This window comes from Peptostreptococcus sp., assembly GCF_036639115.1.
In the GTDB taxonomy this organism is placed as follows: Bacteria; Bacillota; Clostridia; order Peptostreptococcales; family Peptostreptococcaceae; genus Peptostreptococcus.
Map to the genome: position 1 here is coordinate 262,538 of NZ_JAVWJH010000003.1, position 14,779 is coordinate 277,316.

10 protein-coding genes are annotated in these 14,779 nt (G+C 30.9%); 8 read left to right on the top strand and 2 right to left on the bottom strand.

Going from position 1 to position 14,779, the window contains the following annotated elements; all coding sequences use genetic code 11:
• Positions 1-146: 146 nt before the first annotated feature.
• The 5 genes from RR561_RS05485 to RR561_RS05505 all read left to right on the top strand — a co-directional run bounded on the left by RR561_RS05485 (position 147) and on the right by RR561_RS05505 (position 5,660).
• On the top strand, positions 147-608 hold the full coding sequence (locus tag RR561_RS05485; protein WP_332506550.1) for a GrdX family protein: 462 nt from the start codon (positions 147-149) through the stop codon (positions 606-608).
• Positions 609-618: 10 nt separating this feature from the next.
• Positions 619-1,914, top strand: a complete 1,296-nt coding sequence (locus RR561_RS05490; protein WP_442952300.1) for a glycine/sarcosine/betaine reductase component B subunit — start codon at positions 619-621, stop codon at positions 1,912-1,914.
• Between the two features lie 12 nt (positions 1,915-1,926).
• Positions 1,927-3,222, top strand: coding sequence for a glycine/betaine/sarcosine/D-proline family reductase selenoprotein B (locus RR561_RS05495; RefSeq protein WP_332506552.1), 1,296 nt, complete (start codon positions 1,927-1,929; stop codon positions 3,220-3,222).
• Positions 3,223-3,321: 99 nt separating this feature from the next.
• Positions 3,322-4,458, top strand: a complete 1,137-nt coding sequence (locus tag RR561_RS05500) for a YkvI family membrane protein (RefSeq protein ID WP_332506553.1) — start codon at positions 3,322-3,324, stop codon at positions 4,456-4,458.
• 545 nt (positions 4,459-5,003) lie between these two features.
• On the top strand, positions 5,004-5,660 hold the full coding sequence (locus RR561_RS05505; RefSeq protein WP_332506554.1) for a Crp/Fnr family transcriptional regulator: 657 nt from the start codon (positions 5,004-5,006) through the stop codon (positions 5,658-5,660).
• Positions 5,661-6,023: 363 nt separating this feature from the next.
• Here RR561_RS05505 and RR561_RS05510 read toward each other — a convergent pair whose 3' ends face one another.
• Together RR561_RS05510 and RR561_RS05515 are read right to left on the bottom strand one after the other, a co-directional pair.
• Complete coding sequence (locus RR561_RS05510) at positions 6,024-6,527, bottom strand: dihydrofolate reductase (protein WP_332506555.1); 504 nt, start codon at positions 6,525-6,527, stop codon at positions 6,024-6,026.
• A 40-nt stretch (positions 6,528-6,567) separates the two neighbouring features.
• Positions 6,568-7,401 carry a thymidylate synthase gene (locus tag RR561_RS05515; protein WP_332506556.1) on the bottom strand — a complete coding sequence of 278 codons (834 nt, stop codon included), beginning with the start codon at positions 7,399-7,401 and terminating at the stop codon, positions 6,568-6,570.
• Positions 7,402-7,914: 513 nt separating this feature from the next.
• Here RR561_RS05515 and RR561_RS05520 point away from each other — a divergent pair.
• From RR561_RS05520 to RR561_RS05530, 3 genes are all read left to right on the top strand, one after another.
• Positions 7,915-10,044 carry a cell wall-binding repeat-containing protein gene (locus tag RR561_RS05520; RefSeq protein WP_332506557.1) on the top strand — a complete coding sequence of 710 codons (2,130 nt, stop codon included), beginning with the start codon at positions 7,915-7,917 and terminating at the stop codon, positions 10,042-10,044.
• Positions 10,045-10,647: 603 nt separating this feature from the next.
• Complete coding sequence (locus tag RR561_RS05525; RefSeq protein ID WP_332506558.1) at positions 10,648-11,841, top strand: iron-containing alcohol dehydrogenase; 1,194 nt, start codon at positions 10,648-10,650, stop codon at positions 11,839-11,841.
• A 419-nt stretch (positions 11,842-12,260) separates the two neighbouring features.
• Positions 12,261-14,735: a leucine-rich repeat protein gene (locus RR561_RS05530; RefSeq protein WP_332506559.1), complete on the top strand. Its 2,475-nt coding sequence runs from the start codon at positions 12,261-12,263 to the stop codon at positions 14,733-14,735.
• The last annotated feature ends 44 nt before the right edge of the window (positions 14,736-14,779 follow it).

Here is a 14,779-nt window from a genome sequence, read left to right on the forward strand (position 1 = left end):
TGAATTTTAATAAGTTAAAAACTAGTAATCGGGTATTTATAATTAGTTATATTTTGTTTGTGTTTTTGTAATTAAAAAAAATTTAAAAAAGATAGTTAAAAACTAATCAACAGAAGAGGTATTTTATTAAATCGGGGTGATAATAATTGGAAATAATTAAAAAAGAAAACTTAATAGATAAAAAATATACATTGTCTATGTATAAGGACATAGATATCAATGTAGCAGATGATGAATATATGATAATAAGCAATAATAAAAGGGTTTTAGAAAAATTTGAAAATGTAATATGGGTTGATGGAGAATTTATAGATGTATTAAACACAAGCAAAAAATTTGTAGAAAAAAGGCATAAGATAATTTCTTATCCTTTGGCTGCAAGTATACGTATGATTTATTCGCCAGTAAGATCAATATTAATTTCTACAAAGGCATATAGTCTAGATGAGTTGTCTATTGAAGTAATAGAAAAAGGAATTGAAAAATATAATATAACTATGGGAAAAAGGCAAGTGGATAGAAAAAATATAAGTGGCTATGAACTTATAGACTATGATTTAATTGTATCGGCAATTCGGGAAAATGATTTTATAAAAAATATTATATAAACTATAAGGGGTGACAGAATTGAAACTAGAACTTAGAAAAATTCCAATCTATGATATTAGCTTTGGAGAAGAAACAAAAGTGTTTAATACTAGCCTTGTATTAAATAAGGAAGAAATAATTGAGGAACTTAAAAAGATCCCAAATGTAAAAGACATTAAAATTGATCTGGCTAAACCGGGTGAGAAAACTAGGATAATACCTGTAAAAGATGTCATACAACCTAGGTGTACAATTCAAGGTAATTCAGGATTTGCAGGAGTAACGTCAGATGTAGCTCAGCTAGGGGAAGGTGTAGTCAATATACTAGATGGTACTGCTATAGTAACAATTGGTGATATTGTAGGATTTCAAGAAGGTATTATAGACATGTGGGGTGAGGGTGCAAAATGGACACCATTTTCTAAAACAAATAATATTGTTATAGATATAAGCGTAGTGGATGATCTTGATCCTCACGAACATGAAGAGGCCTGTAGAGTTGTGGGTCTTAGAGCATCGGAAATAATAGGACTTGCGGGTAAAGACATAGAGTCTGAAAATGTAGAGATATTTGAAATGGGAGATAATAATGTTGAAACAGAAAAATATCCAGAACTTCCCAAAGTAGTATATGTAGAAATGCTGATATCTCAAGGGTTATTACATGCAAGTTATATATATGGTGTAGACTCTGCCCACATACTTCCAACAGTGCTTCATCCAAATGAAGAACTAGACGGAGCAGTTATCAGTGGTAACTGTGTGGCAGCATGTGATAAAATAACAACTTACCAACACCAAAACAATGCAGTGATAAAGGAATTATATAAGTTACATGGAAAAGAAATAAATTTCTTGGGTGTAATATTAGTGCCTGAAAAAACAACTTTAGATGGTAAGTTTGTATCTTGTGATTATACAGCTAAACTTTGCAAAATATTGGGTGCTGAAGGCGTAATTATATCAGAAGAAGGATATGGAAATCCAGATTCAGACTTGGTAATGATTTGCTCTAGAGTTGAAAAGCAGGGTATAAAGTCAGTTCTGATTACAGATGAATGTTCTGGCTGGGATGGAATGAGTCAACCATTGACGGATGTAGCAAAGGAAGCAATAGCTGTAGTATCTACTGGTAATGTATCTCATCTTGTAGAGCTTGAAAAGGCCGATAGAATCCTTGGGAATCCAGAAGCGGTGTCAAATATAGCAGGTGGATGGGCAGGTGCCTATAATCCAGAAGATGGAACAATGAAGTGTGAATTAAATGCCGTTATTGGTGCAACTTCAGAAATAGGTACACATAATGCAACAGTAGAATTATATTAAGGGGGAGTAAAAATGTCAGATAAAAAAATCTTGTACTATCTAAATCAGTTCTTTGGGCAGATAGGTGGAGAAGAAAAGGCTGGTATAGCTCCTATTTTAAAAGAAGGTGGGGTAGGTCCTTCAGAAGCCTTTGCCAAGAAAATAGGAGATTCAGCAGAGCTTGTAGCGACTGTAATATGTGGAGATAACTATTTTAATGAAAATAAGGAAGAAGCTATAGAGTTCTTGAGAAAGGTAAATGAAGAAATAAAGCCAGATATTGTAGTGGCTGGACCAGCATTCAATGCAGGTAGATATGGTATGGCATGTCAGGGAGTTGCAGAATTTTTTGCTAAAGAAGCACAAATTCCTGTTGTATCTGGTATGTATGAAGAAAATCCTGGTCTAGATGAAGCGAAAAAAATAGCATATGTTGCTCAGACGGGAGATTCAGCAGCTAAAATGAGAAAAGCTCTCCCTATAATGGCTGATATTACAAGGAAGTTATTGAATGGAGAAGTTGTAAAGCCTGATACAGATAAATATTTTGCACAAGGAAAGAGGTTAACTGTTATTTCAGAAAAGACAGGCTCACAAAGAGCTGTAGAAATGTTGATGAAGAGGTTAAATAATGAAGAATTTGAAACTGAACTTCCTATGCCAGTATTTGATAATGTAGATGCTGCAGAAGAGATAAAAGATCTATCAAAGGCTACGATAGCACTTGTTACTACCGGCGGTATAGTTCCTCTAGGGAATCCAGATAGGATTCAGTCGGCATCAGCTCAAAAATGGGGAAAATATGATATATCAGCAATAGATAAGTTGCAAGGAAATTATTGTACGATACATGGTGGATATGATCCAGTATATGCCAATGAAGATCCGGATAGAGTTGTACCTCTAGATTCATTAAGAATATTGGAAAAAGAGGGGAAAATAGGAAAGGTGTACGATTATTTCTATACAACTACTGGAACTGGTACAGCGATAGGAAATTCAATCGTATTTGGTAAAGAAATCGGGCAAGAACTAAAAGATGCGGGCGTGGACGGTGTCATACTAACTTCTACATGAGGTACTTGCACTCGTTGCGGTGCAACGATAGTAAAGGAAATAGAAAGATTTGGCATTCCAATTGTCCATATGGCCACTATAGTAACTATATCCAAATCAGTTGGTGCTAACAGAATAGTACCTACAATAGCTATACCTTATCCAGTTGGTAATCCAGAAAAGGGTAAAAAAGAATTAGGTTTAAGAAATTCACTAGTGTACAAGGCTATGGAGGCATTAAGCACAAAAGTAGATGGACCTACAATATTCTAACTTGCGAAGACCTAGAAGAAATTTAATTATTGAATGATAATAAATCCTGAGGGTCGAACTAATAACCTTCAGGATTTTTTAGAGAAGGAGAGTATTTCTATGAAAGGATCAAATCATGCAATTAGATCAGAAAAAATATTTAGAGAAAAATCAAATGAAATAGTTAAAAAAGGTAAGGTAATCAATTATGCAGGGGCATTTATAGCATTGCTAATTGGTTCAGGGTTCGCTACAGGTCAAGAAGTCATGCAATACTTTGCAGCTTGGGGATACAAAGGTATTTTGGGGGTAGTAGTCTGTTTTTTATTATTAGCATATATTGGGACAAGCTTTATATCCGCTGGGTATAATAACAAATTTGAAACTCCAAACGATATATATAGATATTATTGTGGAAAAAAGTTAGGTACATTTTATGATTATTTTTCAATATTTTTTATATTTTTATCTTTTACAGTTATGATAGGAGGAGCAGGAGCAACAACAAGTCAACATTATTCTTGGTCACCTTACTTAGGGGGAATACTAATGGCAGGGATTACTGTTGTAACTGTGCTCCTTGGATTGAGTAAGATAGTAGATATAATAGGAAATATAGGTCCCATTATAGTAGTAATAGCAATATTTGTTGGAGCAGCAAGTATAATTATGAACTTAGACGGTGCAAAAGAAGCCCCAGCTATAATAAATGAACTAGTGAAGAATAAAGAGATAAAAGTAGCGTCTAGCAACTGGCTTTTGGCAGCTGGATCATATGTTGGATTTTGTATGCTTTGGCTCGCTGCGTTTTTGGGTCAAATAGGGGCAGGGGCTAACAGTCAAAAAGAAGGTAGAATAGGGGCATTTACAGGTGCAGCTGGATTTTCGATAGCAGTTTTATTAATGTCTTTGGGTATATTTTTTTCTATCGCAAGTCTAAAGGGAAGCCAAATACCAACCTTGATATTGGCTGGTAGAATACACCCTATGTTGGCAAATGTATTTTCTGTAATAATTCTTTTAGGAATATATACAACATCTGTACCCTTACTTTGGTCGGTGATAGCAAGGTTTGCAAAGGAAAAAACGCTTAAGTTTAGAGTATTAACTATTTTGATGGGAATAATTGGAACGTTTATGGGATTAATATTAAAGTTTGATGTATTAGTTAATTATGTATATGTACTCAATGGATATGTTGGCCTAGTACTTCTGTTTATAATGATTGCAAAATCCATAAAAAACAAAAAAATATAGATAAATAAAATCCATGAAAATCAAAATATAGATAAATAAAATCTGTAAAAAACAAAAAATATAGATGAAATAAAAAATATAGATAAAACAAAAAAAATTTGATAAATAAATTAGTTTTTATGATTAGATCTATAAGTCTTTTATAATTAAATCTATATACAAAGTAAATATACAAAGAAAAAGTAATAAGCAAAAATAATTTAAAACACAAAAATATAAAAAGCTATAAAAATAAATTAATATAAACGATGTCTCAAGTATTGAAAATGAGTAAAGGGTGAATTTCTATCGATGCAAGATAGAGTATATTCATCCTTTATTTATTTTATTTAATCATATTATTTCAAAATTTTGTAAAAATTGAAAGCTAATAATTTATTGCAAAGATATTGTTTAATTATCTAATATTCAATTAATAAATAATAGCTAATTGCTTTTTCTATACAGAATAGTCTCTATTTTATGTTATAATTGAATAAACAGAAAATAGATGCAATGCCTATATTTTTAACTATGTGGAAATAAAATATGGCGGGGTGAGATTAGTGGATAATTTATTTTGGGATAGAATGATATTCAAAGGAATATCGGAAGAGTCAAAAAATGCTATTGAAAATATGCATATGGTAGAAAGTTCATATCATGCAAATGACCTTGTGATGAATGAAGGAGAAGCGATAGAATCAGTTGGTATTATCCTATCAGGAGCTTTGAAGGCTACTGAATATACTGCTGGTGGAAAAGAGCTTAACTCTTCATATTATTTTGGTGGAGATGCATTTCCTTTTTATTTAGTGTATGGCGATATCAAAAATTATTTCTCGGATACATATGCACTCAAAAAATCAAAAGTAGTATGGTTAAAGGTTGAGGAACTAGTTCCTATAATTGATAATGATCAAATTTTTCTTCATAATATTTTGAGATTTGTGGCAGAGTACTGTTGCTATAGCAAATTGATAATCAGATGTACACAGTATAGAAAAGTAATGGAAAGACTTAGCTTTTGGCTTTTATATGTCAAAAATCCAGAGGAATTGATAGATATACCGAATTCTCAAGAAGTATTGGCAGATATACTTCATGTAAACAGAAGTAGTCTTAATCAAGAGTTGAAGCTATTAGAAAATCAGGGGATAATAACCTTGGATAGAAAGAAAATAAAAGTTTTAGATAAAAACTATCTAGAAGCCATTCTATAGTTTTATTTTTAATATCTAAAAATAAATTGAAGAATATCAATATTTTTATATAGACTGATAAATTAATCATCATCAGATATTGAATAAATTAAATGGCAACTTAAGGAAGATAAAAAATAAAATTGGATAGCATTTAAATGAGTAGCCGTTATTTTGACTGCTCATTTTTTAAGTGAAATTATTTAGTGAATCTATTTGATTCAAATTGAAATAATATATTTTATAAAATTGCTAAAAGTAAAATATCTCGGGAAGTATGAAACTTTTATAATTAATTCGAAATATATAATTAAATTATAAATATAAAGCTTCCACAATTTTTAAAAAAGACACTCTTAAATAAGAGTGTCTTGAAAATAAAGCTTAGTTTCTTTTATATACCAAATATTTATATTTGGGTGCATTTTCTGGGTATACATATTCAGATTCACTTTCTATTTTCCAGATATGACTATCTATATTTGGAAAGTGGCTGTCTGATGTTACATTTTCTTCTTCATCTATTACAGTAACGTAAAGCTTTGAAGCTATGTCTATGAATTGAGAATAAACGCTATCACCACCACATATGAATATCTTTTCATTAGGGTTTAATTGTGCATATTCAAGTACTTCTTCCTTAGAATTAAGTGTAAAAGCTCCCTCAAACTGAGAATCTGACCTAGTAAGTATAATATTTTTTCTATTTGGAAGAGGTCTTTTGGGGAAACTAAAATATGTTTTTCTTCCACATACAATTGTATTATCCAAAGTAGTTTCTTTAAAATATTTTAGATCTTCCTTTAAATGATAGAGCATATCTCCATTTAAGCCAATGGCATTTGTTTGTCCAGTCATTGCAACAATCATAAATATATTTTCGTACATTTTTGTCCTCTTTTCTTCTATTAATAATATGGCTCAGTATTTATATGGCCATTTCAAATTTAAGATTTGGTTTTACAGGAGTATAAGACTCCATAGTAAAATCTTCTAGTGTGAAATCATAGAAGTTTGTTTTATCAGGATTTAATATTAACTTTACTCTTTCACTATTTTCCTGTGGATCTCTTGAAATTAATTCTCTAACCTGATCTACATGTCTATCATATATATGGGCATTATTTACGTAATGACAAAAAACTCCAACTTCCAAGCCAACATGTCTTGCTACCATCATTTGTAACGCAACGTATTGTATCTTGTTAATCGCATTTGCAACTGGAACATCAGAAGATCTTTGAATGAGTGTCATATCCAAAAATCCATCACGAACACTCCATTGTGTCTCCATAGCACAAGGGTGAAGTCCCTGAGTTGCAGCAAGGTCTGCCTCTTGGTATAGATTCATTATATGTCTTCTTCCATAAGGTTGTTCTTTTAAACCTGTCAATAATTTATTCATAAGATCATATTTTTTGACAGTAGCACCATATCTTTGACCTATAGTTCTATCACCTATATCCCATTCATCCCACCAAGTGATAGAATATTTATCCTTCAATAAATCCAAACTGTTACTTTGATCCTGATATATCCACAAAACTTCCTTTATACCTGATTTCCAAGCTGTTTGTCTTAGAGTAAGTATTGGAAGCTCTCCTTTTGATAAATCATACTTTTCAAATACTTGATTTATAAAATAAGTATGAGATGGTGTTCCATCTGCATACTTTGGACGAACATTCTCTCCTAGAGTATTATTTCCACTATTTAGTATCTCTGTACAAAGTTTCTTGAAATTTTTATCTGCTATCGTCATAGTTACCTCCTAATAAATTATATCCTTCTTATAGCCTAGAATATATTTTACCACAAATAATGAAGAGTATGTAGCTATAAATAAAGCTAAATAAGAATTTAATTTTATGGAAATTTAGTATATTCTATTTATTCTTTGCAGTTTTATCAATAAAGAATCATTTAAAGCTCTTTTATAAGAAGTGATACTTTTATTCTAAACTACTACAGAGATCTTTGATAAATATATTTATGCATAGAAATAAAGCTAAAGCTAAATAAAATCAAAGCTAAATATAAATTCTAATAAAATATCAGTGAGTCAAAAAAATATTGATCACAATATATAAGTACTAAATAATGTTGAACTAACATTAGTATTAAAAAGTTAACAAAAAAGACACCATTGCTACAATTTGTTACAGATAAATAGATACTCAATTAGATATTGTCATCATATCGATGTTGAAAGACTAGCTGTTTATTGGGTATAATAGAAGTATAGACTAGTATGTTAGTACTAAGGAGGTATCATATGAAAAAATTATTTAAGAAAACATTAATAATAGCAACTGCTGCAGCTTTGCTAGTTCCATTTGGGGGATCACATGCGTCTGCAGATCAGGTAAATGTAAAAAACATAAGTGGAGTAGATAGATTCTCTACAGCAGTGAGTATTTCACAGAGTGGTTGGCCAAACGGTTCCAAAAATATTATGCTTGTAAATTCTGATGCTGTAGCGGATTCGCTTTCAGTAGCACCTCTTGCAAGTAAGATGAAGGCACCAGTTCTTTTGACTAATAATGGCTTTTTAAATAATGCCACAAGTAAAGAAATTAAAAGATTATCAGCTCAGAAAGTTACGATTATAGGTGGATATGGTTCAGTTTCTTCAAATGTAGAAAACTCTTTGAAGTCTCAAGGCTATGAAGTTGAAAGAATTGCTGGTAGTACCAGAGTGGAAACATCTGTGAAGATAGCAGAAAAGTTGAAAGATTTAGATAATAAGAAGTTTGAAAATGCATTTATAGTAAATGGAATGACAGGTCTAGCAGATGCTGCAGGAGTAGGATCAGTAGCAGCTAAAAATAATTCTCCAATTATATTTGTAAATAAATATGATTCAGAAAGTGTTAGATCAAATTTAAATGGGCTTGGAATAGACAGTGTATTTCTAATAGGTGGAATTGCAAGTCTTCCTAATCCATATGATTCAATTGCTACACATGTAGAGCGTATTTCTGGTAAGGATAGACAGGAAACTAACTACAATATGATTAATAGATTTTATAAGAATTACGACACTGTCTATATAGCAGATGATGGTAGCAAGAATCCTACTAAGCTAATAGACTCAGTTCTTATAAATGCAGGTATTATAGCGAGCAACAATAATGGTGAAGATATAACAGATAATACATCTAAACCAATCGACAACAAAGATAAGGATAAGGATAAAGATAAAGAGCCAACTACAAAGGTTGATCCCAATAAGGATGATTCCATTATAGGAACAACAACAGTAGATGATGCAGAAGGTGATCAGACTATAGGAACAACAACAATAGATAGTAATGTAAAGAAAGGTTCTTCTCAACAAGAAGATATTAGTGGGGAAACAGTTGAAACTATAGATAGTGACAACAAAGCTTCTGCTGAAAACAATATAAAGTCTGCACCAGTTTCAACAAGTAACTCTAACCTAAAAGAAGGTCCTGTAATGCTTGTTTCTGAAAAAAGAGGTCTTGGATACAATCAAATGAGAGCACTAAATAATGATAATAATAGAGTGAAAGAGATTACTCAAGTAAGTGGTGGAGCAAACTTTACTAATACAATTAATAATATTACTGATTTTATAAATGCAAAGGGAGATCCGAAAGCAGATCAAGCATTCAATAAAATTCTTGGATACGAGGGAGTAACTATCGCCTATAATGTATCAGGAAATACTAAGAGTATAGATGGTAATAATATACTACAAATGCTAAACTGTAATATGAAAAATGATTTTAATATTCAGTTTGATAAAAACCTAGTGAAAAACTTTGCATCTTCAATAGACACTAGTGGAGTCACTACTAGTGGTGGTCAAGATTATGCATATAGAAGAAATGGTAATATTATAATCGGCAAGGGTGGTTCAACATCATACGTTGATGTAAACTATGAAACAAATAGAATAATGGAGCTTCTATCTACTGGTAAATCTTATAGTGGATTAACTCCAAAATACATTAAAACTACAAGTACAATACCTAATAATGCGACACCTTTAGGAAATAAATATGTTCAAATAGATATAAAAAGTCAGCATATGTGGTTGTGGAAAAATGGTAAAGCAATTGTATCAACTCCGATAGTGACAGGTAATCCTAATAAGGGTTGGGCAACACCTCCAGGGATATTTACAATAAAAAATAAGATGAAAAATGTTGTTTTAAGAGGGCCAGGATATGCTTCTCCAGTAACTTATTGGATACCTTTTAATGGAAGTATTGGTATTCATGATGCTTCTTGGCAGCCAGTATATGGTGGAAATAGATATCAATATGCAGGTTCACGTGGATGTATAAATACGCCTTATAACAATGCAACTCTTATTTATAATAATGTAGCTGTAGGAACACCTGTAATTGTTCAGAGCAATGCGAGTATAAAATAAAAAACTTTTTAATTACTACATAACTAATTTGAAAGTTTTGAATGTATAAGTATATGATAGACATAAAAAGACACTTCTATAAAATATAGGGGTGTCTTTTGTTGATTAAAAAATAATATTTACTTAAAATAAAAGTCTAGAAATTTATCTGATTAAAATATTAATAGTTTAGATTGATTGTATTTTGATATTGAAAATAGTTTTTGATCAACAGGAAAAAGTATTTAATAGAAAGTAATAGAAAAAAATTTATAATTATAATTAAAAATTAATAATGATAAATATTTAGCTGTAAAATAATGATAAAAATATAACTAATAATTATCTTAATTATTTAAGATTAAACTATAATTAAAACTAAAAAATACCAATATAATATATTTATATAAGGATAAAGTTAATTTACTTTAAAAAAACAAAATTAAAAATAACTTTAAAAAGATAGAAAAAAAATTAACAAAAATATTGTGAAATATGTTTACAAACTAACTAAATAGGTATATAATATATTTATTCAAAGAAGATATGAAAATGATAAATAATTATAAAGTTAATTATTTTACTAAAAAATAATAGTTATTTAAATTAATGGAGGGTGTAATCATGTGGGAAAAGGAAATGGACGTTAATGAAGTTAAGGAAATAAGGGTAAAGACTACTGCATATATAGGTGCAGGTGCTATACAAAAGTTTAACAATATAGCCGAAGAACTTGCAAGTAACGGAATTAATAAAGTTGTAATTTTAACAGGAAGAGCAGCTTATAAAAAAACAGGTGCTTGGGATGTTGTAGAAAAGGCATTAAATGATAATAAGATAGAATATGCTTTGTTTGACAAAATTACTCCGAATCCACAGCACTTAGATGTAGATGAAGCTACTGATTTGGGAAAGAAAATAGGAGCTCAAGCCGTAATAGGTATAGGTGGAGGAAGCCCTATAGATTCAGCTAAATCTGTTGCTATACTACTTAAGTATCCTGATAAAACAGCTGCTCAATTGTATGAGTTGGAATTTGTTCCAAAAGAAGCTGCTCCAATAATAGCTATAAATCTTACTCATGGAACAGGTACAGAAGTAGATAGATTCGCAGTTGTATCAATACCAGAAAAAGAATATAAGCCAGCAATAGCTTACGATTGTATATATCCAATGTACGCTATTGATGATCCAGCACTTATGACTAGTTTACCTGAGTTTCAGACAATGTCAGTATCAGTAGATGCTGTAAATCATGTGTTTGAAGCAGCAACTAGTTTGGCGGCAAATCCATTCAGTATATTATGTGCAAAAGAAACAGTTAGATTAGTACATAAATACCTACCAAAGGCATTAGAAGACAAAAGTAATATAGAAGCAAGATATTATCTATCTTACGCATCTTTGATAGCAGGAACTGCGTTTGATAACGGTATGCTACATTTTACACATGCATTGGAACATCCATTGAGTGCAGTAAAAACTGACTTGACTCATGGATTTGGATTAGGGATACTTCTTCCTGCAGTAGTAAAACAATGTTTTGATTCAAGAAAAGAAACTATAATGGAAATATTTGCTCCAATATTTGGAGATGAAAAAAATATAGATGCTCAAAAGGCAGAAGATCTTACAAGAGAATGGTTAAAGTCTGTAGGACTTAATCAAACTCTAAAGGATGAAGGTTTCTCTGAGGCTGATCTTGATAAGTTAGTTGATTTGGCATTTACTACACCATCTCTTGATGGTCTGTTAGGATGTGCTCCAGTAGAAGCAACTAGAGAAAGAGTGAGAACAATATATGAAGAATCTTTATAGGATTGTTTATAGTTTAAAGGCTTGCCTGTAACTAGATCAATATATAAAGTGAACAATAATTGAAAATAAAAAGCTAATCATAATTAAATACTTTTTCTGAAATTAAAACGATAGGCACTAAGTAGATTCTTAGTGTCTATTATTTTTTGATAATCAAAAATCATGTTATGTCAATTAGTATTGAGGTATTTTAAGTTTACATATAAATAGATTGAAAATATGAATTATTTACTGTTTTAGTAAAGTATTTATGATATGATAAATCAAATTATAACTTTATTTAAAGTTTATAAAAAAATATACGTGCAGCAATATTATAAAAATGTTAGAATAGAAATAAACTAGTACAATATAGTATGAGTATATAAATATAATAAAAAAATTTATTTGATTATTTAAGATACTTGGAGGGACAATTTATGAGTAAAAAAATAAGTAAAGTATTAATGTCGGCAATTATAGCGACGAGTGTAATGTTTCCAGGACAAATTGCCATGGCAGATCAGACGGTGGATAGTAAATTGGAAAGTAATTCAAAGCAAGAAAAACGCAATATAGTAGAATTAAATAAAAGTGATATAGTCATGAAGGGAGATTCATGGGTAGCCTTGACGGAACAAGGAAAAAAGAAGTTTACAAATACGGCATCAATCAAGCTTCCATCGAACCTAGGAGTAAAAAAGATTTCAATCAAAATATCAGAAGAAAATATTCCTCTTCCGCATGAATTGATAATAGGGGAAGGGGTAGAGGAGATAGATGCATTTGCGTTTTATGTAAATCCAATAAATACTCCTGATATATCGAATTTAGAGCTACCAAATTCTTTGAAAAAAATCGGTAAGTCAGCATTTGAAAATAACTCTATCTTTGAATTAAAGCTACCTAGCCAACTGGAAAGTGTAGGAGAAGAGGCATTTTTGGGTAATGCAATAAATAAACTAACTATTCCAGATAGTATGAAGAGTATTTCTAAGTACGCTTTTGCAGAAAATAGCATTTCAGAACTGAACTTTTCTAATAACTTAGAAAGTATAGAAGAAGGTGCCTTTTCGAGTAACAAGTTAAAAGAAGTGGATTTTCCAGAGGGTCTTAAATCAATAGGAAGTAGCGCATTTTTTAGAAATCAAATAGAGAAAATAAGTTTCCCTAAGAGTATAGAAACTATAGAGGCTGCAGCCTTTAGAGAGAATAGATTAAAGGATGTATCAGTAATTCCTAAGGGAGAAAAAATAGATAAAAATACAGTGGCATCATATCAATCTATCACTATGTTTACTATTGATAATAAGATTCCTCTATACAAACTAAAAGATGTAAATGGAGATACACCCAACGAGGTTAGAGTAAGTGAACATTCAATAGAAAGTGGACATAGCCTTGCAGATGATTTGATTAAAAATTCTGATGGAAGTTATTCTGTAAAGGAAGGTAAAACAGTTGAAATAATAGTTTCAAGTCCTCATAAATATACTGATAACTTTGGCAAAATCGTTCCTAGTACTGAGTGGCATGCAACTGTTTCCAACTCAACTCCTACTCCTAAGATAGAAACAGTAATTAAAAATGGAAAGGATGCAGATGGAGCCATCAATCCTTTAAAACAGTCTTTTGAACTAAGAGTAGTTCCTGGAGATGAAGATAAACCATTTAAAAATGGAGATGTAATAGTATTTGAAGAAAATGCTGAATATGTATACGTGGTTGGCAAAAATACAGTATCTAAAACAATAAATACAGCAAAAATGATGGGTAGAAAAAATGAAGCTAAAGTAGTTAAAAATAGCGTAGAGGAAGATCTCAACCCGAGATTAAATGATGACGGTAGTGTATCTTTTACTATGGATAATATTTTTAGAAGAAATGATTTCATATCAGTTTCAGCAAAGCAAGGAAATGCGCCTTATTCAAGCTGGGAAATGAAGGGAATTGATGAAGAAGTAAGTGAAGAGAGATTTGCAAAAAGATTGAGTGGTAATAATAGATTTGAAACAGCTATAGAAGTGAGTAAAAATATGTATGATAAGTCTGATTCAGTAATAATAGCTAATCATGAAAAGTATCAAGATATATTGACAGCTTCACCACTTGCAGTTGAGCTTAAGGCTCCAATACTTTACACAGATTCTAAAGCTATTTCAGCTAATACTCAAAAAGAGATAGAGCGTCTAGGTGCTAAAAATATCTATATAAATGGTGGTAAAAATTCAGTATCTAAAGATATTGAAAACAAACTAAAAGAAAATGGATACAATGTAGTTAGATTTGATGGAAAAGATAGATATGAAACAGCAGCTTTAATTGGAGAGAAGATAAGAGAAAATGGAAATAAGAACACAGTTGAAATAGCATCGGGTGAAAATTATCCAGATGCACTATCAATTAGCTCTCTAGCAATGAAAGAAAATGCTCCAATTCTTTTAACAAAGAAAGATAACTTAACTAAGAATACAGAAAAGGCTTTAAGCAATTGGAAAGTTAAAAATGTTAATATTGCTGGTGGAGAGTCATCGGTATCAAAGGATGTAGAAAATACATTGAAAACTGGTAATAGTAAACATGATAGCAAAGTGAATATTAATCCTGTAGAAAACTTAAAGAGATTTGCAGGAAAGGATAGATATGAAACATCAGCAAAAGTATTGGATAGCTTATTAAATGATTATCCAATGACAGTATTGGCAAGTGGAGAAAACTTTGCAGATGCTCTTGTGGCAGCCCCTCTAGCAGGAAGTTTGAACTCTCCAGTAGCTCTTGTAAGAAAGAATGCAATTCCAAATACGGTATATAATGTTTGGAAAAAAGATCATAGAAATGATTTTGTAATAGTAGGTGGAGAAAAATCTATAAGCAATCAATTAATATATGATTTTTATGAAGTAAAGGCGAAGTAAGATCTAAATGAAACTTACTTAAGTGTAAATCTTTAGCTATTGGG

Bases quoted from the DNA above. Each gene is read 5' to 3' on its own strand.
- RR561_RS05510 (WP_332506555.1), bottom strand. From the start codon at position 6,527: ATGTACGAAAATATATTTATGATTGTTGCAATGACTGGACAAACAAAT.
- RR561_RS05530 (WP_332506559.1), top strand. From the start codon at position 12,261: ATGAGTAAAAAAATAAGTAAAGTATTAATGTCGGCAATTATAGCGACG.
- RR561_RS05525 (WP_332506558.1), top strand. From the start codon at position 10,648: ATGTGGGAAAAGGAAATGGACGTTAATGAAGTTAAGGAAATAAGGGTA.
- RR561_RS05515 (WP_332506556.1), bottom strand. From the start codon at position 7,401: ATGACGATAGCAGATAAAAATTTCAAGAAACTTTGTACAGAGATACTA.
- RR561_RS05520 (WP_332506557.1), top strand. From the start codon at position 7,915: ATGAAAAAATTATTTAAGAAAACATTAATAATAGCAACTGCTGCAGCT.
- RR561_RS05500 (WP_332506553.1), top strand. From the start codon at position 3,322: ATGAAAGGATCAAATCATGCAATTAGATCAGAAAAAATATTTAGAGAA.